General features: G+C 34.1%; 20 protein-coding genes. 9 read left to right on the top strand and 11 right to left on the bottom strand.

Features of this window, described 5'->3' with window-relative positions; all coding sequences use genetic code 11:
* Position 1 precedes the first annotated feature (1 nt).
* The 3 genes from K0R77_RS08640 to K0R77_RS08630 form a co-directional block, all read right to left on the bottom strand.
* Positions 2 to 1,063, bottom strand: a complete 1,062-nt coding sequence (locus K0R77_RS08640; RefSeq protein ID WP_300351191.1) for an efflux RND transporter periplasmic adaptor subunit — start codon at positions 1,061 to 1,063, stop codon at positions 2 to 4.
* Positions 1,064 to 1,120: 57 nt separating this feature from the next.
* Positions 1,121 to 2,476 carry a TolC family protein gene (locus K0R77_RS08635; protein ID WP_300351188.1) on the bottom strand — a complete coding sequence of 452 codons (1,356 nt, stop codon included), beginning with the start codon at positions 2,474 to 2,476 and terminating at the stop codon, positions 1,121 to 1,123.
* Between the two features lie 95 nt (positions 2,477 to 2,571).
* Positions 2,572 to 3,165, bottom strand: a complete 594-nt coding sequence (locus tag K0R77_RS08630) for a TetR/AcrR family transcriptional regulator (protein ID WP_300351185.1) — start codon at positions 3,163 to 3,165, stop codon at positions 2,572 to 2,574.
* Between the two features lie 179 nt (positions 3,166 to 3,344).
* On the opposite strand from K0R77_RS08630, the gene K0R77_RS08625 reads away from it, so the two are divergent.
* Positions 3,345 to 7,259 carry a T9SS type B sorting domain-containing protein gene (locus K0R77_RS08625; RefSeq protein WP_300351182.1) on the top strand — a complete coding sequence of 1,305 codons (3,915 nt, stop codon included), beginning with the start codon at positions 3,345 to 3,347 and terminating at the stop codon, positions 7,257 to 7,259.
* 58 nt (positions 7,260 to 7,317) lie between these two features.
* Here the strand turns inward: K0R77_RS08625 and K0R77_RS08620 are convergent, their stop codons facing one another.
* From K0R77_RS08620 to recQ, 5 genes are all read right to left on the bottom strand, one after another.
* Entirely contained in the window at positions 7,318 to 8,142 is an 825-nt protein-coding gene (locus tag K0R77_RS08620; RefSeq protein ID WP_300351179.1) for a S1-like domain-containing RNA-binding protein, read from the bottom strand.
* A 136-nt stretch (positions 8,143 to 8,278) separates the two neighbouring features.
* Positions 8,279 to 9,682 carry a dihydrolipoyl dehydrogenase gene (gene lpdA, locus K0R77_RS08615; protein WP_300351176.1) on the bottom strand — a complete coding sequence of 468 codons (1,404 nt, stop codon included), beginning with the start codon at positions 9,680 to 9,682 and terminating at the stop codon, positions 8,279 to 8,281.
* Positions 9,683 to 9,792: 110 nt separating this feature from the next.
* Entirely contained in the window at positions 9,793 to 10,143 is a 351-nt protein-coding gene (locus K0R77_RS08610; protein WP_300351173.1) for a hypothetical protein, read from the bottom strand.
* 70 nt (positions 10,144 to 10,213) lie between these two features.
* Positions 10,214 to 11,299 (bottom strand): glycosyltransferase, encoded by a 1,086-nt coding sequence (locus tag K0R77_RS08605; protein ID WP_300351170.1) that lies wholly within the window; start codon positions 11,297 to 11,299, stop codon positions 10,214 to 10,216.
* Positions 11,300 to 11,339: 40 nt separating this feature from the next.
* Positions 11,340 to 13,544, bottom strand: a complete 2,205-nt coding sequence (gene recQ, locus K0R77_RS08600) for a DNA helicase RecQ (RefSeq protein ID WP_300351167.1) — start codon at positions 13,542 to 13,544, stop codon at positions 11,340 to 11,342.
* A gap of 158 nt (positions 13,545 to 13,702) precedes the next feature.
* Between recQ and K0R77_RS08595 the strand changes: the two genes are divergently transcribed.
* From K0R77_RS08595 to K0R77_RS08560, 8 genes are all read left to right on the top strand, one after another.
* Positions 13,703 to 14,662, top strand: coding sequence for a KpsF/GutQ family sugar-phosphate isomerase (locus K0R77_RS08595; RefSeq protein ID WP_300351164.1), 960 nt, complete (start codon positions 13,703 to 13,705; stop codon positions 14,660 to 14,662).
* An 87-nt stretch (positions 14,663 to 14,749) separates the two neighbouring features.
* Positions 14,750 to 15,574, top strand: a complete 825-nt coding sequence (tatC, locus tag K0R77_RS08590; RefSeq protein ID WP_300351162.1) for a twin-arginine translocase subunit TatC — start codon at positions 14,750 to 14,752, stop codon at positions 15,572 to 15,574.
* Between the two features lie 145 nt (positions 15,575 to 15,719).
* On the top strand, positions 15,720 to 16,103 hold the full coding sequence (locus tag K0R77_RS08585; protein WP_300351158.1) for a DoxX-like family protein: 384 nt from the start codon (positions 15,720 to 15,722) through the stop codon (positions 16,101 to 16,103).
* Entirely contained in the window at positions 16,097 to 16,834 is a 738-nt protein-coding gene (locus K0R77_RS08580; RefSeq protein WP_300351155.1) for a DUF2071 domain-containing protein, read from the top strand. The genes K0R77_RS08585 and K0R77_RS08580 overlap by 7 nt, the downstream gene beginning before the upstream one ends.
* Entirely contained in the window at positions 16,825 to 17,577 is a 753-nt protein-coding gene (locus K0R77_RS08575; RefSeq protein WP_300351152.1) for a methyltransferase domain-containing protein, read from the top strand. Before K0R77_RS08580 ends, K0R77_RS08575 begins: the two co-directional genes overlap by 10 nt.
* 12 nt (positions 17,578 to 17,589) lie before the next feature.
* The gene (locus K0R77_RS08570) at positions 17,590 to 17,988 is read left to right on the top strand and encodes a hypothetical protein (RefSeq protein WP_300351150.1); all 399 of its coding nucleotides are present in this window, start codon (positions 17,590 to 17,592) and stop codon (positions 17,986 to 17,988) included.
* 56 nt (positions 17,989 to 18,044) lie between these two features.
* Positions 18,045 to 19,676, top strand: coding sequence for a M1 family metallopeptidase (locus tag K0R77_RS08565; protein WP_300351147.1), 1,632 nt, complete (start codon positions 18,045 to 18,047; stop codon positions 19,674 to 19,676).
* Positions 19,677 to 19,780: 104 nt separating this feature from the next.
* The gene (locus K0R77_RS08560) at positions 19,781 to 21,637 is read left to right on the top strand and encodes a peptidase M61 (RefSeq protein WP_300351144.1); all 1,857 of its coding nucleotides are present in this window, start codon (positions 19,781 to 19,783) and stop codon (positions 21,635 to 21,637) included.
* A 61-nt stretch (positions 21,638 to 21,698) separates the two neighbouring features.
* Here the strand turns inward: K0R77_RS08560 and K0R77_RS08555 are convergent, their stop codons facing one another.
* From K0R77_RS08555 to K0R77_RS08545, 3 genes are all read right to left on the bottom strand, one after another.
* Positions 21,699 to 22,595 (bottom strand): GLPGLI family protein, encoded by an 897-nt coding sequence (locus K0R77_RS08555; RefSeq protein ID WP_300351141.1) that lies wholly within the window; start codon positions 22,593 to 22,595, stop codon positions 21,699 to 21,701.
* 1 nt (position 22,596) lies between these two features.
* On the bottom strand, positions 22,597 to 23,424 hold the full coding sequence (locus K0R77_RS08550; RefSeq protein ID WP_300351138.1) for a GLPGLI family protein: 828 nt from the start codon (positions 23,422 to 23,424) through the stop codon (positions 22,597 to 22,599).
* A 68-nt stretch (positions 23,425 to 23,492) separates the two neighbouring features.
* A complete protein-coding gene (locus K0R77_RS08545; RefSeq protein WP_300351135.1) occupies positions 23,493 to 25,451 on the bottom strand; it encodes a M56 family metallopeptidase in 1,959 nt (652 codons plus the stop codon).
* Position 25,452 lies beyond the last annotated feature (1 nt).

Raw genomic sequence — 25,452 nt, 5'->3', positions numbered from 1 at the left:
GTTACTTTACGATATTGATTTTTGAACCGTTATCAAGGTTGATCTGTCCGCTTGTAATTACCTGTTCGCCACCATTCAGTCCGCTGATGATCTGAACTTTGTCGCCATATACTTTTCCGGTTTTCACAGTAATCATTTTAGCAGTACCGTTCTGAATGATGAAGATTTGTCCTGAACTTACACCATTTGCAAAAGCTTCAGCAGGAACAGTCAGCATATTCTGAGTTTCTGCTCCGTTATTTGTTTTAAATAAAGCTGTTGCGTACATCCCTGCTTTTAGGTTTCCTCTGTTCTGCACTTCAATCTCTACAGGGAAATTAAGAGAAGCATCACTTTTCGGAGCGATAAATGTAATTCTTCCTGTGAAAGATTCTTCAGGTAAAACGTTCACATTGATTGCCACTTCCTGGCCCAAAGCAATTCTTCCGATCTGGCTTTCGTCTACCAAAACTGACAGTTTCAGGCTGTTGATATTTACAATTTCGAATAAGGCTGTTCCCGGTGCAACCACCATTCCTGGCTCTACCATTTTTTTGTTGATCGTACCGCTGATTCCGGCTCTGATGCTTGTGTCATTGATTTTCACTCCCTGTGCTCTTACTGCAGCCTGCATATTTTTCAGTTGCAATCTTGAGTTGTCAAGCTGTTGTTTTGTAACACCTCCTGTTTTGTAAGCATTTTCGTAACGCTGATTATCTGCAATGGCATTCTGCAAATTATTCTGAGCCTGAGTAACGTCTACTTCAATTGCATCTCTTTTGATTGTTGCTAAAACCTGTCCGGCCCCAACTCTAGATCCTTCTTTAACGAAAACACTTACCACACGTCCTGAAATATCAGCAGACTGATTCATCTCCTGTTTTGGGATAAAAGTTCCATTTGCCGAATAATCTGTGTTGATATTTTCTCTGGTAACAGTAATTACATTGACGTTGATCTTATCAACCTGCTTTGCAACCTCTTTTACTTCAGTTTCCTGTTTCTTTTTGTTGTCGGAAATTTTCCAGGCTGCCAAACCGATAAGTACTGCAGCTACGATGATGTATATTAAAGTTTTTTTCATTTGTAATAATGATTATTTTAATGTCAATGGAATCTATTTAAAAGATTTCATTCTAGTTTATTGTGGGTTTTGTAATGTATTAAGTTCGCCTTTGGCTTTGATTAATTTAATTTCAGCCTGTTTGTAATCTAATAATGCAGTTGTATAATTCTGTTTTGCATCTGTCAAAGCATTTTCAGAATCAAGAACCTCTGTCAACGTTGCCAAACCGTACTGATAGTTTGCCTGAGTGTCTTTCTGAACTTTTTCGGCCAAAGTAACGTTATTTTTCATGCTTTCGATATTAATTAAAGAATTCTCAATATTCGTGATTGCATTTTTATAGTCAAGGCTTAAAGAAAGCTGTGTATTCTGAATATCCTGATCAATATCTAAAATATCAATTTCAGCCTGTTGAATCTTTGATTTTGTAGCACCACCGGTAAAAATCGGGATATTTATATTTAAACCAATTGCTGAATAATCACTCCAGAGAACTCCATTATTGATACCATTCGTCAAAGGAAATTTAGAACCCTGACCTCCCCAACCATAATTTGCCTGTAAACCAACTGTCGGATATAGATAAGCTTCTGTCGCTTTTTTATTAAATTGCAAAAGTTCTCTGTTTTTCTGTAAAACCTTCACTTCTGTTCTTGTATCTAAATCTACAGTTCCGGCAACCAATTCAGGTTTTGGCTCAATTGTTTTTTCCTCAAGCTCGATATCGGTTTCAATAGGAACTCCCATGTAAAATTTGAGTGAATTTTTTGAAAGCTCAACCGCATTTACCAACTGCTGTCTGTTGGCACTGATATTGGTGAGCTGAACATTGGTTCTGTCTAAATCAATACCTTTTGCCAAACCATTTTCAACCAGACTTTTGATTACATTTCTTACTTTTTCGGTATTGGTGTAACTTACGTTTAATGTTTTAAGATTTTCTTCCTGTACGAAAACCTGATAATAGGCAGTTGCAACATTTTCGATAATCTGCTCATTAGAAAGCTGGGCATTTAAAACATAAAATTCTCTTGTAGATTTTGCAGCTTTAAGACCCGTAAAAACTCTTTGGTCAAAAATTGCCTGATTTACAGTAACCACTGCACTTGAGCTCCAAGGTTGTCCCAATTGTGCACGGATTCTTTGTCCGCCAAATTCTAATAATGATTCCTGAATGATCGGGTTGTAAGTCAATCCTGCAGTAGCGCTTACCTGTGGCAATGCACCTGCTCTCGCTTCGGCGATCTTGTACTCAGCTTTTTTGATCTGCAAAGCCGCTTTTTTAGCCTCTGCTTTATTTTGCAAAGCCTGCTTAATGGCTTCCTGCAACGACACCTGTTGTTGTGCGTAGGCAGATGAAGAGCCGAAAATCATAAATGCTGCAGCTATCCCAATTTTTAGCTTTTTTGCAGTTATACGTTTTCTATTCATAATTTATACTTCGTTTATTTTTTTATAGTTGCTTTCCTGAGGTACTTTATCCCTAAAGGACGATTCAGTTTTATAAATACTTTAACAGTTTTTAATTAATTTTTAAAAAGCATGTTAAGGATGATATCTTTTCGTTCCGAAATGATTTGATCAAATTCTTTATCAGTAATCATTAAATTCTCTAAAAATAAGGGGCGAACCGCACTTGGAAACACCAATAGCGAAACCATATTGAGAAGAAACTGTACAGGTGCCATTTTTTCGATGTTACCCAATTGCATTTCCTTTTCGATATCCTCATAAAGCTTTTTTAATTCTTTTTCTTCTACATCTTTTTTATGACAGCTTCCTTTGTTGATTTGCGATACAATATAAGTTTCGAGGTATGGGTATTGAAGGCTTGTAGATAAACTTCCATCGATGAATTTTGCAATTTTATCTTTAAATGGAAGATCAGAATTCATAATAATTTCAGATTTTTCCTTTTCAACTCTGTGAGCTTCATCGAAAATGATTTGAATCAAATTATCTCTTGAGCGAAAATAATAGTTGATCAACGTACGGTTGACACCAGCTTCGTCTGCAATCTCCTGAGTAGTTGCATTAAATTTCCCCTGAACAAAGAATAAATTCTTCGCAGTCTCCTTGATTAATTCCTGTGTTTGATCTTTTTTTTCTTGTTTTGACATTTTTGTTAAACAATTTTGTGCAAATATATATCAATCATTTGTTTTGACAAAATTGTTAAACAAAATAATTAAGAGAATTATTATGATATGAATCATATTTATAGATACTTTCACCTGTTCATGATTTATTAACTCTCAAAAGCGAATGATTTTAATATATTTGCGGAAATTAATAACCGATGCGAAAAATTTTATTTGTTTTCACTCTTTTTTGTTGTACTTTTTTGTTTGGGCAGAAGAAATTTCAGAAAAACAATGAATATCATTTCTATGAAAATAAAGGTCAGATCATTGATCAAGATGGAAATGAAAACAAAAATGTGAAATACTTATATCATTCTGCGGGATTGAATGTTCAGTTACGTTCTAATGGATTTTCTTATGATGTTTATGAAACAAAAAAAACTCTAAATCCTAATTTTAATAAAGACCGAGAAAATCTTGCGGTTAACAAAACAGATTTTAATATTGAAGAATATACCTATGAAAACCTTTTTCACAGAGTAGATATTGACCTGATTAATTCTAACAAGGATGCTAAAATAATTGCGGAGGGAAAATCAGCTGATTATGAAAATTACTATAATCTGACACATAAACCAGATGGAGTAACAAATGTTCATCGCTATCAAAAAGTTGTATATAAAAATATTTACAACAATATCGATTTAGTGTTCTTCAAACCTAAAGATAGTTTAAAACCAATAGAATACAATTTCATTATAAATCCGGGAGGAAAAGTTTCTGATATTAAAATGAAATTTAACGGTGCTCCGGCTTCTATCGAAGACAATAAACTTCTAATGAAAGTTCGTTTCGGAGATATGCAGGAAAACATTCCGCAAAGCTGGATTGAAGGAAAAAGCAGAGAAAATATCACAGTATCATTTAAAGATTTAGGTGAACAGGTCTTTGGATTTAATTCTCAAATTGATGTTTCAAATAAAACAATTGTCATTGATCCTGTTCCTACGAGAATTTGGGGAAGCTACGCAGGTGGTTTTGGCGAAGATTACGGTAGATATAAAACCGATATTCAAAATAAAGGATATCTTTATGGAGCAACCAATAGCAACACAAATATTGCGACTTCTGGAGTTTCTCAAACAAATATTGTTGGTGCATTTGATGCTTTTCTAATGAAAATAACGAAAGATGGACAGAAATTATGGGGAACTTATTTTGGAACACTAAGAGATGATTCATTTGAGAGTATAGATTTTGACGAGAACTTTAATGTCTATGCTGGAGGTCAAATAAATAGAATAGGAAGTAACGATGACATTTTTTTAGCAAAATTCGATCAGAACGGAGCTTTGATTTATCAAAAACATTTCATTGGAAACTCACCGGAAGATCTGTTTACGGTTTCTTATAACAGCAATGAAGTTTTTATCGGAGGACATACAATGAGTCCTAATTTTCCTGTATTAAATGCTTCACAACCTACAAAATTGAGTCCGAGTGGTTACACCGATGGTTACATCATTAAATTGGATGCTACAACAGGAAATACTGTTTGGTCATCATTTTTTGGAGGATCAGATCACTCAACTTCAATTTTTAATATATTTTCATCAGTTGGAAACTTAGAAATAATTGGAGCTACCCGTTCTCAAAATATTCCAATGATAAATCCTTTTCAATCTACATTTGGAGGAGTAAGTGACGGATTATATTTAAAATTTTCAAAATCAGGAACTCTCTTGCGATCAAGTTATTACGGTGACTCTATTCAGGAATATGTTTGGGAAGCGAGAATTGTTAACAATACATTAATTTTGGCGGGTGAATTTCCGGTAGTCACTGCCAATCCTTATACTGTTGCAGGTATTTGGAGAATAAACCTTGCCAACAACACTATTGTCAAAGCAGGTTATCCAGTTCAACATCAGACTCAGTTATCAGCTTATATTGATGATACAGGAAATGTATTTATGGCAGGTCTTTCCGCTCAAATAAATCAACAGGGAATTGCAACTCCAAATGCATATATGCTTACATCAGGACCTTACATAAAGACATATATGATTAAATATAATCAAAACAATATAAAAGAATGGGGAACTTTCTACGGTGGAAACGGAGGAACACAATTAGGGTATATTACTAAAGATAATGAAAATTATATTTACTTTACAGGTATGTCGAGTAATAATACTACAGGTATTGCAACTCCCGGAACATTTCAACAAACTGGAGGACATCCTTCTAATGATGTTTTCATTGCAAAATTCCAAGATTGTACCTCGACTGGAATGGTTGCTTCAAACTCCCCCGTTTGCATTAATTCAAATATTCAATTAACTGCAACTGGCGGAACAACATATGATTGGACAGGACCAAACGGATTTACCTCTAATCTACAAAATCCAACAATTCCAAATGCTACAGCAGCAAATGCAGGAACATATACTTGCCAAATTACAGGAAGTGGAGCTTGTGACGGAAGTTTTACTGTAAATGTTATAGTGGGAGACAATGTTCCTCCTGTTCCAATTATTGCACAACTTCCGGACATTACAGGAAATTGCAACACTGTAATTTCTACTTTCCCGACTGCAACTGACAACTGTGCAGGAACAATTACAGCTACAACAACAGATCCACTCTCATACTCAACTCCAGGAACACACATTGTTCATTGGACTTATAATGATGGGAATGGTAATACAGCTATACAAAATCAGAATGTAATTATCTCAGCAGTGGCGCTTCCAACAGCAAATGCAACACAAATATTCTGTGCAACCAATCAACCAAAAATATCGGATCTTCAGATCACAGGTCAAAATATAAAGTGGTATGATTCAGCAAATAATATATTGCCTTTAACTACTTCACTTGTGAACGGACAGAATTATTTTGCATCACAAACAATCAATGGTTGCGAAAGTGTTAAAATTTCTATTCAAGTAACCGTAAACAACACCCCAAAACCAACAGCAGCTTTGACACAAGACTTCTGTTCATCGGCAAATCCTAAATTATCAAATTTAGTGTCTAACGGCACGACTTTGATTTATTATGATTCAGCTGGAAATATTTTGCCACTCACTACCCCATTGGTTCATGGGCAAACCTATTTTGTGACACAAACGCTCAACAATTGCGAGTCTGAAAAATTGAGTATTTCTGTTACTTTATCACAAAATAACGTTCCTGCAAATAATTACAGAGAAACTTTATGTAATACTTCTACAGCAAATACGATGGCTGTGAATTTGACAACCTACCAGTCAAATATAATTGCAAATCCGAATAACTACATTTTCACTTACACAGATCAACTTGGAAATCCGATTGCAAATCCTTCAAATTATACTTTAAATATCGGAACCAATATTATTAATGTAAAAGTTGCAACCGCAGATGGATGTTTTATCAATATAATTTTAGAATTGCATTTAAATCCCAAACCTGCAATTACACTTCCTGAAGATTTTGATTTTTGTAGAGGAAAAACGGTAACATTGGATGCCGGAGGTGGTTTTGTAAGCTATATATGGAGTACAGGCGCAACCAATCAGACTATTACCGTTTCAACTCCGGGAACTTACTGGGTGAAAGTCACCAATAGTTTCGGATGTGAAAATACAGACAGTATTCAATTAACTTATTCAGTTTTGGGAGAAATTGTTTCGGTAAATATTGCAAATAATGCTGCAACGGTAATCATGTCATCACCCGGAAATTATGAGTACTCTTTAGATAATCAAAACTGGCAAAATTCTAATATTTTTTCAAATCTGACTTTAGGTGAGTATAAAGTCTACGTGAGAACAAAATTGGGATGTATTATCGGAGAGAAAAATTTCTCAATATTCAATATTCCGAATATGATTACTCCTAATGGAGACGGGACAAATGATAAATGGCGAATCGCAGGACTGGAAAATTACTCAAGTACGGAGATTTTAGTATACGACCGAAAAGGTTTAATTGTTTTTAAACAAACAATTACCAAAAAACCATTCGAATGGGACGGAAAATACAATTCAAATCCTCTTGCTACAGGAAATTACTGGTATACAATCAAAGTTTCAGACGGAAGAGTTTATAACGGCTGGCTTTTAATTAAGAACAGAAACTAAATAAAAAAGGAGCAGAAATTTCTGCTCCTTTTTTATATTTTTGGTAAATTAATTTCGTTTACAATAACTTGATTTTATCATCAGAAAGATCAACAATCTTATCTTTATACAAACCACCGATTGCTTTCTTAAAGTTCTTTTTACTCATCTGCAATTCTGCTTTGATGTCTTCCGGTGAAGATTTATCAGACAAATGAAGAAGACCAAAATTCTCGTCTAATTTGGTGAGGATTTTCTGTTTAAATTCATCGATATTTTCAAAACCTTCAGGCTGAAGCGAAACATCTATTTTTCCGTCTTCACGGATTGTTTTGATGTAGCCTTCTTCTTCAGAAAGCGGATACAATTTTTTGTAAACATCAGATGTATAGACCAATCCGATATATTTTTTATTGATGACAACATTCCATCCAAGTTCACTTTCATTCATCATGATCAGCTCTACTTTGTCACCTTTCTGGAAAGGCAGATTTTCATATTGTGGATTTCTTTTGAATTTTGTGGTTCCGGTAATTAATTCCAGTTCGTCATCAACGTAAAGATTAACAAGATATCTTTTACCTTCAATAATTTTTGTCTTCTGCTGTTTGTAAGGAATAAAAAGATCTTTGATGATTCCCCAATCCATAAATGCACCACTTGGAAGGCTTTGTACACAGCTCATCACGGCAAATTCACCAACTTCCGCTAAAGGAGTTTCGGTCGTTGCTTTTAGTTTATGATCATCCTGGTAAACGAAAACTTCAATCTCATCGCCAATTTCTTTTTCCTCACGAATGAAAACTTTAGACATAAAAGCGGTTTCGCCTGTCTCTGATTCAAGCATCCATCCTGAACTATTTTTTTCTGAAATTTTTAACGTCTGAGTTTTTCCGAGTTGCATTGATGATAAATTTAGTTGGCAAAGGTACGGAATAAGTTGGAGAGTTTTAAGATTGGTAGGTTTGAGTTTTATTAAACATAAAAAAAGACTGCTACAAAAAGTAACAGTCTTAATTTTTAAATCTTTAAAAAAAATCTTACATATGCAATGCTCTCTTACCTGTAGCATCCAAAGCAGCTTCTTTCACGGCTTCTGCGTAAGTTGGATGAGCGTGAGAACTTCTTGCGATATCTTCTGCACTTGCACGGAATTCCATTGCGATTACACCTTCTGCTACCAAATCAGCAGCTCTTGCTCCGATCATATGGAAACCAAGAACCTCATCAGTTTTTTCGTCTGCAATGATTTTCACCAAACCATCAACATCACCACTTGCACGGCTTCTACCTAAAGCTCTCATTGGGAAAGTTCCGATTTTGTAAGCAACACCTTCTTCTTTCAGTTGCTCTTCAGTTTTACCAACTCCGGCAACTTCTGGCCAAGTATAAACTACTCCAGGAATCAGGTTATAATTGATGTGAGGTTTTTGTCCTGCCAAAGTTTCAGCAACAAAAACTCCTTCTTCTTCAGCTTTGTGAGCCAACATTGCCCCTTTTATTACATCACCGATTGCATAAATATTTGCAACGTTTGTCTGTAAATGGTCGTTTGTTTTCACTCTTCCTCTTTCATCCAATTCTACACCTGCTTTCTCCAATCCAAGGCCGTCTGTGTAAGGCTTTCTACCTACAGAAACCAGGCAGTAATCTCCTTCTATAGTTACTTCTTCTCCTTTTTTATCTTTTGCAGTGACTTTTACAGTATCTCCATTTCTTTCAACCGCTGAAACTGCTGTAGAAAGCATGAATTTCATACCTTGTTTTTTAAGAACTTTAGTCAATTCCTTGCTTAAAGCTCCATCCATAGTAGGAATAATTTTGTCCATAAATTCAACCACAGTAACCTGAGCTCCAAGTCTCAAATAAACTGAACCTAATTCAAGACCGATTACCCCGCCTCCGATTACTACCAAATGTTTAGGAATTTCTTTTAAATTTAAAGCTTCCGTAGAAGTAATTACTCTTTCTTTATCTAAAGTGATGAAAGGCAAAGATGAAGGTTTAGAACCTGTTGCAATGATTGTATATTTAGAATCGATCGTTTCAACAGAACCGTCGGTTTTTGTAACTTTAACCTGAGTTGCAGATTCAAAACTTCCAAGACCTTCAAAAACGGTAATTTTGTTTTTGTCCATCAAGAAGTTGATTCCTTTTGTAGTCTGCTCAACCACTTCATTTTTTCTCGCAATCATTCTTGCGATATCCGCTTTTGGCTCATTAATGATAATTCCGTGGTTTTCAAAATTGTGTTTTGCGTTTTCGAAATGCTCAGAACTGTCAAGAAGTGCTTTTGAAGGAATACATCCAACGTTAAGACAAGTTCCGCCTAAAGTTGAATATTTTTCAATAATTGCTGTTTTGAAACCTAATTGCGCAGCGCGTATTGCAGCTACATAACCTCCAGGACCAGAACCTATTACGGTAACATCGAATTGACTCATTTTATTTTTATAATTTATTATTAGCTATTCTTAGATCATTACAAATTTACTGATAAATTGCCACGCTGCAAAGTGAGATTTGTCAAGTTTAAAGCAAAAATTTGAAGATATTATAAATCAACATTCAGTTTCCCTTGTCCGAATGTTCCTGTACTCTCAAAATAAGAACCTCCATAAATATACCAGTCAAGATTTTCCAAATATTCAACAGCATTTTCGGGTTTCATTCCGGCAACTTCTTTTTTTGCAATAATTCCTTTGTACCATCTCCCTGATTTTGTAAAACTTTCAAATTCCACAAGATATTTAAGCCAGATTCTCTGGCACAGTTTGCATTGTAAAATACTTACCTCAGCATATCTTCCATTAGTTTCATCTATTCCTACATCTGAAGTTCTGTAATCCGTGTGATGTAATTCAGGTTTTTCGCATATACATCCCAACTTTTGGATTTTATTCATGAAATTTTTGTTTTAAATTATTGAAAGTCAAATTTAAGGAAATATAAAAATCTATGAACTTAATAAATCTTTATTTCTTCATCAAATCCAACAAAACCTTTTCGTAATTATTTAAAATAATATCTTTTGAAAACCTTGATTTTATGGAATTAACAATCCATTCTTTATCGTAATTCTGCTGTAAAATTGACAAAATTTTCTGTGCAAAATCTTCATGATTATCGATATTTCCAATTTCACCGTTGATATCATTCTGAATAATTTCGTTGATTCCGCCAGGACAATTATTGGCTAAAGAATACGTTCCGCAAGCTCCTGCTTCCAACAAAACATTGGGAAAACCTTCATATCTTGAAGAAAGAATAAACAAGTCGGCAAATTTCAAAAACTCATAAGGATTCTCTTGTCTTCCGTGGAAAACGACATTTTTTAAGCCTAAAAAATCTTTCATCTGATGAAGAATTTCCCGGTCTTTTCCGTCACCTAAAATGTGAAGAATGATTTTTTCATTTTTTAATCTTGAAAACACCTTCAGTAGGTTGTCAAAACCTTTTCTGGCGGATAAATTTCCAATGGCTACAACATTTTTATAATTGTATTTAAAGCTTTCAGGTTTATGGGAAAACTGGAGTTTGTCATCAATAAAATCAAAATCAACAGGATTATTAATTTTAATGATTTTTGAACGGTGGATTTTAAAATTATTAATCAGATCATTCATCATATCATCACTCTGTGCAATGATCTGCTGATAGTTATTATAGAAATTATAGAAAAATCTGATCTCTTTTTTAGTAACGTGTTCCGAAACAACATTGGTTTCTCTAGCAATGAATTTTACTTTTGGAAAAAGTTTGATAAATAAAGACAAATATGCATTTACTTCACCAAATCCGGAAAACACAATATCTGGTTTTCTGCGGTAAATTTCTTTTAAAATAGGTTTTAACGAATGTCTGATTCTTTCAGTATTGATGTCAATAATCTCCACATCATTTTTAAGAAAATCTAAGTAACCGCCCTGTTTGCGTAAAAGCAAAATCTTAGGCTCAAACTTATCTCTTGAAAGATGGTTTGCGATGGTGGTAACGATTCTTTCTGCACCTCCGGTTTCAAGATCCGGCAGAATAAACATGACAGAAATTTTCTTTTTCATAATAGAAACCTTACCCTAGATTTAGATAAGGCTGTATTTTTTAATTGGCAACGTCACTGATAAACTTAATTCTCAACATTCTGACTTCTTCATCAGAAAGTTCATCTCCAAATTCATCCAGCAAAACTTTCATGCTGTCGCTTTCAGATTCTGTCATAAATTCCATGAATTCATCTACAATATCTTCATCAAAATTTTCTTCAATATAATAATCGATATTCAGTTTTGTTCCCTGATAAACAATACTTTCCATTTCTTTCAATAAATCGTTCATCGAGAGATTTTTGGCTCTTGCAATATCTTCAAGGTCAATTTTTTTATCAGTGCTTTGAATAATAAAAACTTTATGGCTCGATTTATTTGCCACATTTTTCAGTACCATATCCTGAGTACGTTCTATATTATTGTCCTCAACATATTTAGAAATAAAATCAGCGAATTCTTTACCGTATTTTTTTGCCTTTCCTTCGCCAACACCGTAGATTTTTGCAATTTCTTCGAGCGTAATTGGGTACTGAACGGTCATGTCTTCCAAACTCGGGTCCATGAAAACCGTATAGGGTGGAATTCCATGCTTTTTGGCAACTTTTTTTCTGAGTTCCTTCAACTGACCAAATAAATTCTGGTCCAAACCTCCAGCTGCCTGCATTTGTACCTGGTCACTATCTGCTTTGGTTTGTGAAAGATCAAATTCGCGGTCTTCAGCTATTAAAAAAGATTCTTTGAACTTTCCTTCGATAACCTGATGACCTTTTGGAGAAATTTTCAGAACACCATAGGTTTCAATATCTTTCTGTAAAAAATTCTGAACGGTTGCCTGTCTCAAAATCGTTTTCCAGTAATTGTCTTTTTCATCTTTTCCAAAGCCGAAAAATGAAGTCTGCTCAAGCTTATAAGATTTTGTAACTGCATTTTCTTTTCCAACAATTACAGAAATCAGATCTTTAGATTTGAACTTTTCATTGGTTTCCCTGATCAGTTCCAGAACTTTTTCAAGATCCTTAGTTGCATCTTTTAATTTTAGCGGATTTGATGCGTTGTCACACATATTGGCTCCTTCACCTTTTACCGGGTCGAAAGTCTCTCCAAAATAATACAGTATATATTGTCTTCTGCTCATGGAAGTTTCGGCATAACCTACCACTTCATTTAAAAGCTGTAATCCAATTTCTCGCTCCGAAACAGGCTTCTGAGCTAAGAATTTTTCTAATTTTTCAATATCTTTCGGATCGTAGAATGCCAAACAGTGACCTTCTCCCCCATCTCTTCCTGCACGACCTGTTTCCTGATAGTAACTTTCAAGAGATTTTGGAAAGTCGTAATGAATCACAAAACGCACATCTGGCTTGTCGATTCCCATCCCAAAGGCAATAGTCGCAACGATAACATCGGCTTCTTCCATTAGAAATTTATCCTGATTCGTCACTCTTACTTTTTGGTCTAAACCCGCATGATAAGGAAGAGCGTTGATTCCGTTAACCTGTAAAAGCTGAGAAAATTCCTCTACTTTTCTTCGGCTCAAACAGTAAACAATTCCAGATTTTCCTTTATGTTTATTGATAAATTTTACAATTTCTTTATCAACATTTACTTTCGGACGAACTTCATAATATAAATTAGCTCTGTTAAAGCTTTCTTTAAAAACCAAAGCATCCGTCATTCCCAAAGTTTTCTGAATATCATCCTGAACTTTTGGAGTTGCTGTTGCCGTAAGAGCAATAACCGGAACATCGGCAATTTTGTCGATTATTGATTTTAAATTTCTGTATTCAGGTCTGAAATCGTGCCCCCATTCTGAGATACAGTGTGCCTCATCAATGGCAACAAATGAAATTTTGACATCCCTGAAAAATTCAAGATAATCTTCTTTGATCAGAGATTCCGGAGCTACATAGAGAAGTTTTGTTTTTCCGCTTTTTATATCATCAAAAACCTGTTTGGTCTGAGTTTTGTTAAGAGAAGAATTAAGAACATGAGCTACTCCATTTTCAGAAGACAAACCGTTCACGGCGTCTACCTGATTTTTCATTAAAGCAATCAATGGAGAAACTACAATAGCAGTTCCTTCTGAAATAAGGGCGGGAAGTTGATAACACAAAGATTTCCCTCCTCCTGTAGGCATCAAGACAAAAATGTCTTTGCCCTGTAACAGTTCTTCAATAATAAGTTCCTGCTGACCTTTGAAAGTAGAAAAACCGAAGTATTTCTTTAACTCGCCTGATAAATTGGCTTTTTTTGCGCTCATCTAAATTTGTATTGCTAAATTTGCATCTAACCCAAAGTTATAACTTTTTTACTGAAAATAAAAGTAAACAGATTTAATAAAAATAAAACCTGCGTTAAAAATTCTTAAAAAATGCAGTTTCACTTTGGAATATTTTAGACAGAAATCATATCGGAAAAATGGATACATCAAACATTATTTCAATCGCCAAGAGCACGTTAGCTATAGAAATTGCAGAATTAGAAAAATTAAAAAACAGAATAAACGATGACTTTGTAAAGGCAGTAGAAATCATTCATTCTGCACAAGGAAAATTAATTGTCGTAGGAATTGGGAAATCTGCTCACGTCGGAAATAAAATCGTTGCCACTTTAAATTCTACAGGAACTCCGTCACAGTTTTTGCACGCTTCAGAAGCTATTCACGGCGATTTGGGGGTTATTCAGAAGCAGGACGTTGTTTTGTGTATATCCAATTCAGGGAATTCCCCCGAAATCACCAATCTTGTAACTTATCTGAAAGATTATTCTTCTTCTTTAATAGGAATGACCGGAAACCGAAAAAGTAAACTGGCAGAATATTCTGATGTTATTCTTGATACTCATGTTGATCTGGAAGCCTGCCCGAATAAATTGGCTCCTACAAGTTCTACCACTCTACAAATGGCCTTAGGAGACGCTTTGGCAATCTGTTTAATGGAGCTTAATGATTTCAAAGAAAATGATTTTGCAAAATTTCATCCCGGTGGAAGTTTGGGTAAAAATTTAACGGCAAGAGTTGAGCAGTTTGTTTCATCACAAAAACCTCAGGTTACTGAAGAATCTTCAATCAGAGACGTAATTATCTCGATCAGTGCTTCAAGCCACGGAATTACGGTTGTCACGAACGAAGAAAAAATCGTTGGGGTCATCACTGATGGAGATTTGCGTAGAATGTTGCTGAACGGTGACGATATTTCTAAAGTTTTGGCTAAAGATATCATGTCTGCAAATCCTAAAACCATTGAAAAGGATTTTTTGGCAAAAGCAGCGATGAAACTTTTAAAAGACAACAATATCGGACAGCTGATTGTTACCGACAACGGTCAGTATTTTGGGATTATTGATATTCATAAACTTTTGGACGAAGGAATTAATTAGATAAAAATTAAAAGATTAACCTTCGAAATTCTATTTTCCGATTTGTAACATCTTTTTCATAAATTTGACAACATTAAAAAAAAATCTGTGAGTGAAGGTAAAGAAATGTCCTTTTTTGGGCATATTGGTGAACTGAGAGGTCATCTTATCCGTTCAATTATCGCTATTATTATTGCTGCCGTAGTCGTTGGATTCAACATCAACTGGATTATGGATCACGTTTTTTTCGGACCTACCAGAAATGATTTTCCTACTTTTAAAATTGTTAATCATTTTTCCAGAATGATTTTGGGTGAAGACAGTATTGAACTTCCCAAAGAATTTCCGGTGCGTGTACAGAGATTATATCAACAGTTTAATGTGATGATGGCGGTTTCTATTTTTGGCGGTCTTGTAATTGGTTTTCCTTACATTGTCTGGGAATTATGGCGATTTATCAGTCCGGCTTTACACCCAAATGAAAGAAAAAACTCAATCTTTATTATCAATTCTGTGTGGATTCTTTTTATGACGGGAGTTTTGTGCGGATATTATTTAATATTACCATTTGCAGTAAATTTTGGAGTTATTTTTAAAATTTCAGACATTATCATTCCACTTTACGATTTGAGTGATTATACAACTCTTTTCCTGCAGGTAGTTTTAGGAATGGGTGTGGTTTTTCTTTTCCCCGTTTTAATCTATTTCCTAACAAGCATCGGAATTTTGAATCCTGCTTTCATGAAAAAATACAGAAGACACGCAATTGTTTTAATCATGGTCGTTGCCGCAATTATCACTCCTGCCGACGTTTTGAGTATGATGATGGCAGCTTTACCGCTTCTTTTCCTCTATGAATTCAGTATTTTAATGTGTGCTTACACTTATAAAAAAGTTCAGAAAAGAGAAGCAAAACTTCCTGCTGTAAGATAAAATTGATCATAAAATATAATTAAAAAATAAATAGTTTATTGGACTAAAAATCTGATAAATTATTTTTTTATAATTAATTTTCAATAATTACTGAAAGTTCAAAAAGTTTTATTTATATTTGTTTAGAAATTAAAACACTTTTAAAATGAATAAAATTTATAAGATCTTACGTTATTTCATTGCAGCGGTCTGGCTCATTAACGGTCTTATTTGTAAAGTTCTGAACTTTGTTCCTCGTCACGAGGAAATTGTTTCAAGAATTCTAAGCCACGACCATTCAAGATTTTTAACTGTCCTCATCGGATTTTCAGAAATAATCATGGCGGTATGGATTTTATCAGGAATTAAATCAAAACTTAATTCAGTCATACAAATCATCGTCATTGCATTCATGAATATACTAGAATTTATTGTAGTTCCTGACTTATTACTCTGGGGTCATTACAATTCACTTTTCGCTTTCCTTTTTATTCTTCTCATTTACTTTAATGAATTTTATTTAAAAACTAAAACTTCAATATCATGCTGAAATTTTTAAAAAACCATCCGTTTGCTGTAGAAGCTTTTTTTGAAAGTTCGCTTGTTTTTACATTTGCAGTTCCGAAAGAAGAATTACAGCATCTTATTCCTGAATGTCTGGAGTTGGATACTTTTCAGGACAAATGGGCTTTTGTAGCTGCAGCAATGGTTCAGACAAAAGATTTACGCCCGAAAGGTTTTCTGAAATTTCTCGGAAACGATTTTTTCCTGATTGGCTATCGCATATTTGTACGGTATACCAATAATACGGGTAAAAAGTTACGTGGTTTATACATTCTAAAATCTGAAACCGATAAAAGGAAAATGGAACTCATGGGAAATATTTTCACCCATTACAATTATACGACAACCGATATTCAGCAAACTGAAAAAGAAAATTTAAGAGAAATTCATTCAATTCAGTCAAAATTCAATGTGAAACTGAGTCAAACCGAAGAAAATGTTTCTCTTCCTAAAAATTCTCCGTTCGCAGACTGGAAAGAAGCAAGACGATTTGCAGGACCGTTACCGTTCACTTTCACCTATAACGAAAAAACAAAAGAAGTTCTGATCATTGAAGGCGTAAGACAAAACTGGATACCCAAACCTGTGAAAGTTTTGGACTATCAATTTGAATTTTTAAATACTTTACAGCTTAAAAATCAAATCTTAGCCAACGCTTTTATCATTAAAAACATTCCATATTACTGGAAAAAAGGAAAAATAGAATCATGGAAATAAACAGAAGAAAATTTCAGGGTGTTTTGAATATTTTAAGCTTTAACCGACATTTCTATATCATTGGAATCGGAATTTTAGCTTTAATTATCATCAGTCACCAAATCTTAGGCTGGTCAGATATTCTGTTTTGGATCATCGTCGCTGCATTCATTTACGGATTGGTCATGCCGTTAATTGTCTCAGCATATGTTTATGACTTTTCAGGATATTATGATTTTAAATGGCTGAAAGATTGCTCAATCGACAAATCAAATTTGAAGCAAATACTCAACATCAATGCAGGTTTTGACGAAACCAGCTTTATTATTAAAAACAATTTTCCGAATGCCAATCTGAAGGTTTTTGATTTTTATGATGCGGATAGACATACCGAACCGGCAATTATCAGAGCAAGAAAAGTAAGTCTGGTTTATCCCGACACACAACAGATGCAATCAAATTCAATAGCAATGAATGACGATTCTGTTGATCTCATTTTTTTACTTTCAGCTGTGCACGAGATCAGATCAAATGAAGAGAAAATTCAATTTTTAAAGGAATGTCATCGTGTATGCAAGCCTAAAGGAGAGATTATTATGGTAGAACATTTACGTGATTTTCCGAATTTCTTAGCCTTCTCTGTAGGATTTACCCATTTTTTCTCTAAAAAAGTCTGGAGAAATGCTTTTAAAGCTTCCGGTTTTAAAACTTTTGAAGAAGTAAAGTTTACCCCCTTTATGTCCATTTTTATCTGCAAACCTTAAAAATTCTTTATAATGCATATTCATTTAATTGTCATCGGGATTATTTTCATTGTTTTAGCATTGATTCATATTATTTTTCCTAAATATTTTGAATGGGAAAAAGAATTCAGATCATTGAGTTTGATCAACCGTCAGATCATGAAAGTTCACACTATTTTCATTGCTTTGACCGTATTTTTAATGGGTTTACTCTGTCTCACCTCTGCAAATGAATTAATTGAAACCAATCTCGGTAAAAAAATAATATTCGGATTAGCAATTTTCTGGACTGCCCGACTGATCATTCAGTTTTTCGGATATTCATCAAAATTGTGGAAAGGCAAATTGTTTGAAACAACGGTACATATCATCTTTTCAATGCTTTGGATCTACATTAGTTTCGTTTTTTGGATCATATATTTCATTCATTGATATAGATTATTGAAATTAAATTTTATATTTTTGAAAACGGCAAAATTTGACATCTTATGAAAAAAATTCCATACTCTATATTATTTACTTCAGGATTAGCTTTCGGGCAGTTTTTTGAACAAAATAAAACCTTTACAAAACAAGATACTTTAAAAGGTTCAAACACAGAATTCAGGAATTTTTGGGATGTCAGAAAATATGAATTGTCGGTAGAACCCGATTTTGCTCAGAAAAGCATAAAAGGAAACAATACAATCAGTTTTGAAATCATAAGAGATGTTACAAATCCTGTCTTTCAAATCGATCTTCAAAGACCAATGAAAGCCGATAAAATAGAATGCAGTTTCCCTACAAAAAATGATTTTAAAAGAGATGGCGACTTCATATTTATTACAGCCAATAAAAATTTCAAAAAAGGAGAAAAATATACGATTGACGTAATATATTCCGGAAATCCCACAATTGCACAAAATGCGCCTTGGGACGGAGGTTGGGTTTTCACTCAGGACGAAAAGGGAAATCCGTGGATGAGTGTTGCTGATGAAGGAATCGGCGCTTCTATCTGGCTTCCGGTAAAAGACATTTGGAGTGACGAACCGGAAAACGGAATTGTAATGAAAATTATAACTCCACCAGATTTGGTAGGAATCGGAAACGGAAAACTGACAGAAAAAAAGATCGAAAACGGGAAAAACATTTTCACGTGGGAAGTTAAAAATCCGATTAATGCCTATTCTATCATTCCGAATATTGGAAAATATGTCAATTTTAAAGATTCTTATAACGGCGAAAAGGGAAAACTTGATCTTGATTATTGGGTCATCGATTATAATTTAGATAAAGCAAAAAAACAGTTTCAGCAGGTAAAACCAATGCTAAAAGCCTTTGAATATTGGTTCGGACCTTACCCTTTTTACGAAGATTCTTACAAATTGGTAGATTCACCGTACTTAGGAATGGAACACCAAAGCAATATTGCCTACGGAAACCAATATGTGAACGGATACTTAGGGAATGATCTTTCCGGAACAGGAGTCGGCTTAAACTGGGATTACATCATCATTCACGAAAGCGGTCACGAATGGTTTGCCAACAATATTACTGCAAAAGACCAGGCTGATATGTGGATTCATGAGAGTTTTACCATGTATTCTGAAGTGCTTTTCACAGAAAATTATATGGATAAAAAATCTGCAGATATTTACGCTCAGGGAATTCAGAATAATATTGCCAACGACATTCCGATCATCGGAAAATATGGCGTACGAAATGAAGGAAGCGGCGATATGTATCCGAAAGGCGCAAGTATGCTTCACACCATAAGACAGGTTATCAATAATGATGAAAGATTCAGACAGATTTTAAGAGGCTTGAATAAAGATTTTTACCATCAAACCGTAACCACCGAACAGATTGAAAAGTACATTTCTGAGAAATCAGGGATTGATTTTTCAAGCGTTTTTAATCAATATTTAAGAACAACAAAAGTTCCGGTTTTAGAATATTCTCAGAAGGGAACGGAACTGAAATACCGTTTCACCAACGTGGTAAAAAATCTGAATCTTCCTGTAAAATTTGGTGATCAGACGATTTCTCCTACTGAATCCTGGCAGAAAACTTCACTGAAAAACGGAACTCCTGTCGAGTTTAATAAGAATTATTATGTGAGATATAATAAGATGCAGTAAATATTACCTTTATTTCTTTTTATGAAAATTTTAATACAAAAAACCAAAGGTGTTCTGTAACAAATTCAATTTTCTATCAACTACTTATCTATAAAATAAACCTAATGAAAAAAACAGCACTTAGCTTAGGAATTCTTGCAGCAGCTTTCGTTAATGCGCAGTCGATCAAAGCAAACATCGATCTGGTAAACGTAAAAGACGACAAAGTTGCCGTAACGATGGAATTTCCGAAAATGAAATCTGGAGACGTGAAATTTCACTTTCCTAAAACCGTTCCGGGAACTTATTCTGTGGATGATTACGGAAGATTCATAGAAGGAATCAAATTTTTAGATAATAAAGGAAAAGAATTGGCTTTTACAAAAGTTGGTGACAATACATATTCTTTAAAAAATGCCCAGGCTTTAACTAAAGTAACATATTTAGTAAATGACAGTTTTGACGAGGAAAACAATACCGATAAGCATAAAGCAGTATTTTCACCATCCGGAACCGACATTGAGCAAGGAAAAATTTATATGGTCAATACTCACGGATTTGTTGGGTACATTGATAATATGCAGGATGTTCCGTATCAACTGATTATTCAGAAACCAACCGATTTCTATGGAACAACGGCGTTGGTAGATCAGGATAAATCTGAAGCTACCGATACTTTCACTTTGGCAAATTATGCTAAACTGACAGACTCTCCTTTGATGTATTCAAAACCTGATTTCATCACTTTCAATGCTGGTGGAATGGACTTGGTTTTGGGTGTTTATTCACCAACAGGAAAATATAAAGCGGCAGATTTTAAAGAAAATCTTGAAAAAATGGTTGTAGCTCAAAAGAAATTTTTGGGAGACATGAATACCAACAAAAAATATGCGATCATGCTTTATCTTGCAGGAACAGAAGGTCCGCAAATTAAAGGTTTCGGAGCATTAGAACATCATGAATCAACCAGTGTAGTTTTACACGAAATGATGCCGAAAGAAGCCATTGATGAGTCGATTGTAGATGTAGTTTCTCACGAGTTTTTCCATACTGTAAATCCTCTAAAAACGCATTCTGAAGAAATTCATTACTTCGATTATGCAGATCCGAAAATGTCTCAGCATCTTTGGATGTATGAAGGCGGAACTGAATATTTTGCCAATTTATTTCAAATTCAAGAGGGTTTAATCACAAAAGATCAGTTTCTTCAGAGAATGAGTGATAAAATCAAAAATTCAAAAAGCTATAACGATACAATGCCGTTTACGGTAATGAGTAAAAATGTTTTGCTGGATGAATACAAAGATCAGTACAGAAATGTTTACGAAAAAGGAACGCTTCTGACGATGTGTCTTGATATTGAACTGAGAAAATTATCAAACGGTGAAATGGGTTATCGTGACATGATCAGAAAACTGTCGCAGAGATTTGGTGAAAACAAACCTTTCAAAGATGACAAACTGATTGACGAATTGGTGACTATTACAGGATATCCTCAAGTAAAAGATTTTTACAATAAATACATTGCAGGAAATCAACCAACGCCATATGCAGAATATTTATCTCAAGTTGGTGTAGAAATCAACAAACAAGAAACTCCGCCGATTTTCTGGATGATAAAAGATCCGAACCAAACAGGTTATAATGATAAAAACAATACTTTTGTATTTGACGAAAACTCAGCTTTGTCGCCATTCGCAAAAAGTATAGGGTTTAAAATTACTGATGAGGTGCTTGCTTTGGACGGTAAAACAATTAATATTCAAAACGTACAAGAATTTATTAACTATTCTAAAACGATCAAAGACGGACAAAATGTTACTGTAACGATTCTGAGAAAAAACGGTGATAAATCTGATAAGATCGATCTTAAAGGAAAGGCGGTTTTAGACAAAATGATAATGGAAACATTACAGTTTAAAGCAAACCCGACATCAGCTGAAAAGAAGCTTCAAGACCAATGGTTAACTGGTAAAAAATAAAACAAACAAAAAATGCGGGGAAAATTTTCCTCGCATTTTTATTTTATAAATATTTTAAATCTTATTTGTACAAATCTGGTTCGATAGGATTGTTGTTCTTTTTAAAACCTTCTTTTGCTTTTTTCTCCATTTCTCTGAAGACCTGATTAGGATCTGAAATTTCTTTTCCGTCTGCAGTTTTTGTTTTGAAAACCACCTTATTTGTTTCGGTATTTTTCATCATCATTTCACGCATATTTTTTGTTGGATCATTGACATAAGATTTCCAAGCTTTTTTGAATTGGCTTTTGTTGATTTCAATATCTTTTCCGCCCATTCCGTAGATCTGAATTCCCTGTGGAAGCTCAGTTTCTTTATCGGCAGCAATTGCAATCGTTTTATTTCCTACCAACGTCATCGAATGAGAACCTGTTTTATCTTCGATCTTCACAATCAAACCCGGAAGTCCATAAAACTTATAAGGCCCGTCCTGAAATGGTAAATCTGTAGAAAACCACGCCGTCCATTCTCTTCCTCCAAAATTTGTTGTAGCTTTTTGGGAATTATACTCCCCTATTTTCTGTTTGTCCGGAAGAATTTTCCATTCAGGTTTTTGATCTTCTTCAATTTTATAACTGTCACTGGAAATTCTTGTGAAAAGATACGTTTTGAAGTCGGGATATTGCTTCGTAACTTTATAAGAAACCATTCCCGGTTTGTCTCTTCTGGAGATATTGATATTGTTCGGATTGAGTTTCAATTGCTTTTCCAGATCAGCTTTTGATGTTGAATCTGCTACAAATTTATCCTGGCTGTAATAGCTTGATCCGTTTTTATCAATATCCAAAAGCATCATTTCCTTTTTCACATCTGCTTTATCGGTAGAATCTGAAATGAATTTATACTCATAAAAAAAACGGTTTTGTGCCGAAACGGAACAGAAAATTCCTAATAGTAATCCAAAATATATTTTTTTCATTTTATTTGGCTGTATTGAGTTCTATTTTATTGTTATTTTTTTTCATAGCGGCTTTCAGACGCCCTTCCTGATCTTTCATATGATTATTCTGACCGTCTTTCATAATCATCGTTACACCTCCCATTTGCATTTGTTTGAGACCTTTCGTAGGATCATTTTCGTAATCTCTAAGCAACTTACTGTATTGTTTTGAATTGACGGCAATTTCTTTCGCTCCGAAAACATCTCCGGGGATAGAGTTGATATTTTTCACACCCTGTAAACTAAAAAGATGAGATTTTGTCTGGTCTTCCAATCTGACAATTAAACCAGGAAGTCCGTGAAATTTGTAAGGTCCGTCCTGAATCGGAATATCAGTCGTAAACCAAGCAATCCAATGTCTTCCTGCAAAATCGGTTTCTGCTTTTTGTGTCATCCATTCACCAATTTTCTGTTTCTCGGAACTTATTTTCCATTCTATCGGTCTTTCATCGGAAACTTTATAAAAGTCTGAAAGAATTCTGTTATGCAAAAAGACTTCATACTTAGGATATTTTTTTGAGATACTGTACTGTACCAAGCCTTTTCGCATATCAGATTTTATATTAATTGCACCCGTTGCAGACAGCTGTTTTTCAAGATCAACTTTCATAATGGAATCTGAGTTGTAAACTGTATAGCTGTAGAATTTTGATCCTTCTGCGGTCACATCCAAATTCATAATTTCGGTTTTCACATCTGAAATATTCGTAGAATCCGGAATGAATTTATACTCATACGAGAATCTTTTGTTTTGTGCATTAGCCGATATCCCGATGATAAGTAAACTCAAAGCTGCAATTAATTTCATTTTTATTTTGTGAGAATTTTCTTGTTTTGGCTTCAGAATATTTTCTTTCACCAATTCTTCCACTTGATCTAATCTTTTATTTTTATATGAATTTCTCCGGTCTGCTTTCCGTTAGAATTTGATTTATTGACATTAATTGATGAAATATCGTTTGGATTAAGATTATTCATTTCTTCTTTTGAAACAGATTTACCGTTAATATAAATTTTTATGTTATCATCTAAGTCAGATTTTACAAGATTTTTGAAACCATCTTTTTGATATGTTTTCGCAATTGCTATAGCTTTGTCATTCAGCTTAGTCCCGTCAATGTAACTTGATTTTACTGCATATTTTACATTTGGCTTTGCATGAGCATCTACAGAGATTATCCAAGGATTATTCTGAGCCTTTTCTCTTACAATTTCTGCTTGTTTTTTGGAAATTTCTGCTTGTTTTCTTGACAATTCAGCTTTTTCTTTGGCTAATTTTTCAAGTTTTCTTTGATCTTTTTTAGAAAGATTTGAAGGGCTTTTAAAATGAGATTCTACCTCAAACTTTGGAAAATTACTTCCTGAATACACTCCGCTTCCGTTTAGATACAGCTTATTGACTTTATTTAATTTATCTCTAAATTCAGGATTATTCATTTTTTCTTTCAAAGCTTTAATCTTTACTTCACTCATTTCCGAATTTTCTCTGAATTCTTTAGAATCAAATAATTTTTCTATATCATGCTCATTTCCATCCATTTGGATTCTGTAGTTATCACCATCAGGGAAAACTCTTTTAAATTCTAGATTCTTAAATTTTAGCTCCGGATTTTCTGCAAGTAATTTAGCTCTCAAATTCTCTATTTTATCAAAATCCAATTGATAGGCAAGGTCTTTATCAACAATCTTATCCATTTCACCGGAAAGCTGCTTCAGTTCTTTTGCTTTCAATTCAAAATCATAGCTGTTTTCACCTTTTTCTTTGGCTATTTTTTTAAGTTCCAAAGCTTTTTCTTTTGATTTTTCGCTTAGCGTTTTCAACTTTTCAGCCTGAATTTTTAGCTTTTCGTTGGCTTTTGAAATTTTGGCTTCCTGTCTTTCTACAATTTGGTCGATATTGCTTTTTGGCGAAATGGTATCTTTTTTAATTTCAGAAACTGTTTTTTCAATTTCGATATTGGTTTCTGTGATTTCCTTATTCTTCGCATTTACCATATAAGCAAAGGCAACAGTAAATAAAACCGGCAGTGCAAATATTCTTCGCGCATACCCGAATTTTGTTTGGGGTTTTTGTAACATTTTGAGTCTTTTTTTAAGGTTTGAACTTAGAAACGGACTGGTCGCAGGCAACTGTGTTCCGGAAAAGTGGCTTGCTAAAAGCATCTGCGCAAATGCTTTTGTGTCCGATTTTTTGACGGCTTTTTTATCAGCCAGATATTCGTGAATTAAGCTTATTTCTTTTTTAATGATATGAAAAAACGGATTAAACCAGAAAACAGCGGTCATGATCTCAATAAAAATTTTATCGTATGAGTGTTTCTGCTCAATATGAACCATCTCATGCTTCAAAATTTGCTTACCAATGTCTGAATTGATCACGATCGAATTCTTCCAAAACAGGTTTTTAAAGTATGAAAACGGGGCTTCTGAAAGGTTGGTCTGATAGAAATTGACCCCCTCGAAAGTTTCTTTATGAAACTGATTTTTAAACTTTGATATTTTTAAAATTCCGTAGACTAGTTTTCCTAAAAAATAGAAAGACACCAATCCCAAAGCTGAAAAAATAATTCTAAAATAAATGTAATCATTGTCTGTTGTTTTATTCGTGTTTAAATTTTGTATTTTATTAATAAGCAAATACAGATCATTACTCACCTCTATCGTAAAATCTTCTACTTTGATCAGCGGCAACAAAATGGAGATCAACATCGCCGACAAAAGATAAAATCTGTTATAATGATGGAACGTCTTGTCTTTTAAAGACAACTGATAATACAAAAACATTACACCCGAACAGATGATTACTTTTCCGAAATATAAAATCAGTGTTTCCATA

This window comes from Chryseobacterium sp. (assembly GCF_029240215.1).
GTDB lineage: Bacteria > Bacteroidota > Bacteroidia > Flavobacteriales > Weeksellaceae > Chryseobacterium.
The sequence above is the reverse complement of the archived record's forward strand: the minus strand, read 5'-3'. Positions and strand labels throughout refer to the sequence as shown.

What these genes read in the sequence shown, in the direction of transcription:
- K0R77_RS08560 (WP_300351144.1), top strand. Translation starts at nt 19,781, where the DNA reads ATGAAAAAAACAGCACTTAGCTTAGGAATTCTTGCAGCAGCTTTCGTT.
- K0R77_RS08570 (WP_300351150.1), top strand. Translation starts at nt 17,590, where the DNA reads ATGCATATTCATTTAATTGTCATCGGGATTATTTTCATTGTTTTAGCA.
- K0R77_RS08625 (WP_300351182.1), top strand. Translation starts at nt 3,345, where the DNA reads ATGCGAAAAATTTTATTTGTTTTCACTCTTTTTTGTTGTACTTTTTTG.
- K0R77_RS08545 (WP_300351135.1), bottom strand. Translation starts at nt 25,451, where the DNA reads ATGGAAACACTGATTTTATATTTCGGAAAAGTAATCATCTGTTCGGGT.
- K0R77_RS08630 (WP_300351185.1), bottom strand. Translation starts at nt 3,165, where the DNA reads ATGTCAAAACAAGAAAAAAAAGATCAAACACAGGAATTAATCAAGGAG.
- K0R77_RS08640 (WP_300351191.1), bottom strand. Translation starts at nt 1,063, where the DNA reads ATGAAAAAAACTTTAATATACATCATCGTAGCTGCAGTACTTATCGGT.
- K0R77_RS08620 (WP_300351179.1), bottom strand. Translation starts at nt 8,142, where the DNA reads ATGCAACTCGGAAAAACTCAGACGTTAAAAATTTCAGAAAAAAATAGT.
- K0R77_RS08585 (WP_300351158.1), top strand. Translation starts at nt 15,720, where the DNA reads ATGAATAAAATTTATAAGATCTTACGTTATTTCATTGCAGCGGTCTGG.
- recQ (WP_300351167.1), bottom strand. Translation starts at nt 13,544, where the DNA reads ATGAGCGCAAAAAAAGCCAATTTATCAGGCGAGTTAAAGAAATACTTC.
- K0R77_RS08595 (WP_300351164.1), top strand. Translation starts at nt 13,703, where the DNA reads ATGGATACATCAAACATTATTTCAATCGCCAAGAGCACGTTAGCTATA.
- lpdA (WP_300351176.1), bottom strand. Translation starts at nt 9,682, where the DNA reads ATGAGTCAATTCGATGTTACCGTAATAGGTTCTGGTCCTGGAGGTTAT.
- K0R77_RS08565 (WP_300351147.1), top strand. Translation starts at nt 18,045, where the DNA reads ATGAAAAAAATTCCATACTCTATATTATTTACTTCAGGATTAGCTTTC.
- K0R77_RS08580 (WP_300351155.1), top strand. Translation starts at nt 16,097, where the DNA reads ATGCTGAAATTTTTAAAAAACCATCCGTTTGCTGTAGAAGCTTTTTTT.
- K0R77_RS08610 (WP_300351173.1), bottom strand. Translation starts at nt 10,143, where the DNA reads ATGAATAAAATCCAAAAGTTGGGATGTATATGCGAAAAACCTGAATTA.
- K0R77_RS08550 (WP_300351138.1), bottom strand. Translation starts at nt 23,424, where the DNA reads ATGAAATTAATTGCAGCTTTGAGTTTACTTATCATCGGGATATCGGCT.
- K0R77_RS08575 (WP_300351152.1), top strand. Translation starts at nt 16,825, where the DNA reads ATGGAAATAAACAGAAGAAAATTTCAGGGTGTTTTGAATATTTTAAGC.
- K0R77_RS08605 (WP_300351170.1), bottom strand. Translation starts at nt 11,299, where the DNA reads ATGAAAAAGAAAATTTCTGTCATGTTTATTCTGCCGGATCTTGAAACC.
- K0R77_RS08635 (WP_300351188.1), bottom strand. Translation starts at nt 2,476, where the DNA reads ATGAATAGAAAACGTATAACTGCAAAAAAGCTAAAAATTGGGATAGCT.
- K0R77_RS08555 (WP_300351141.1), bottom strand. Translation starts at nt 22,595, where the DNA reads ATGAAAAAAATATATTTTGGATTACTATTAGGAATTTTCTGTTCCGTT.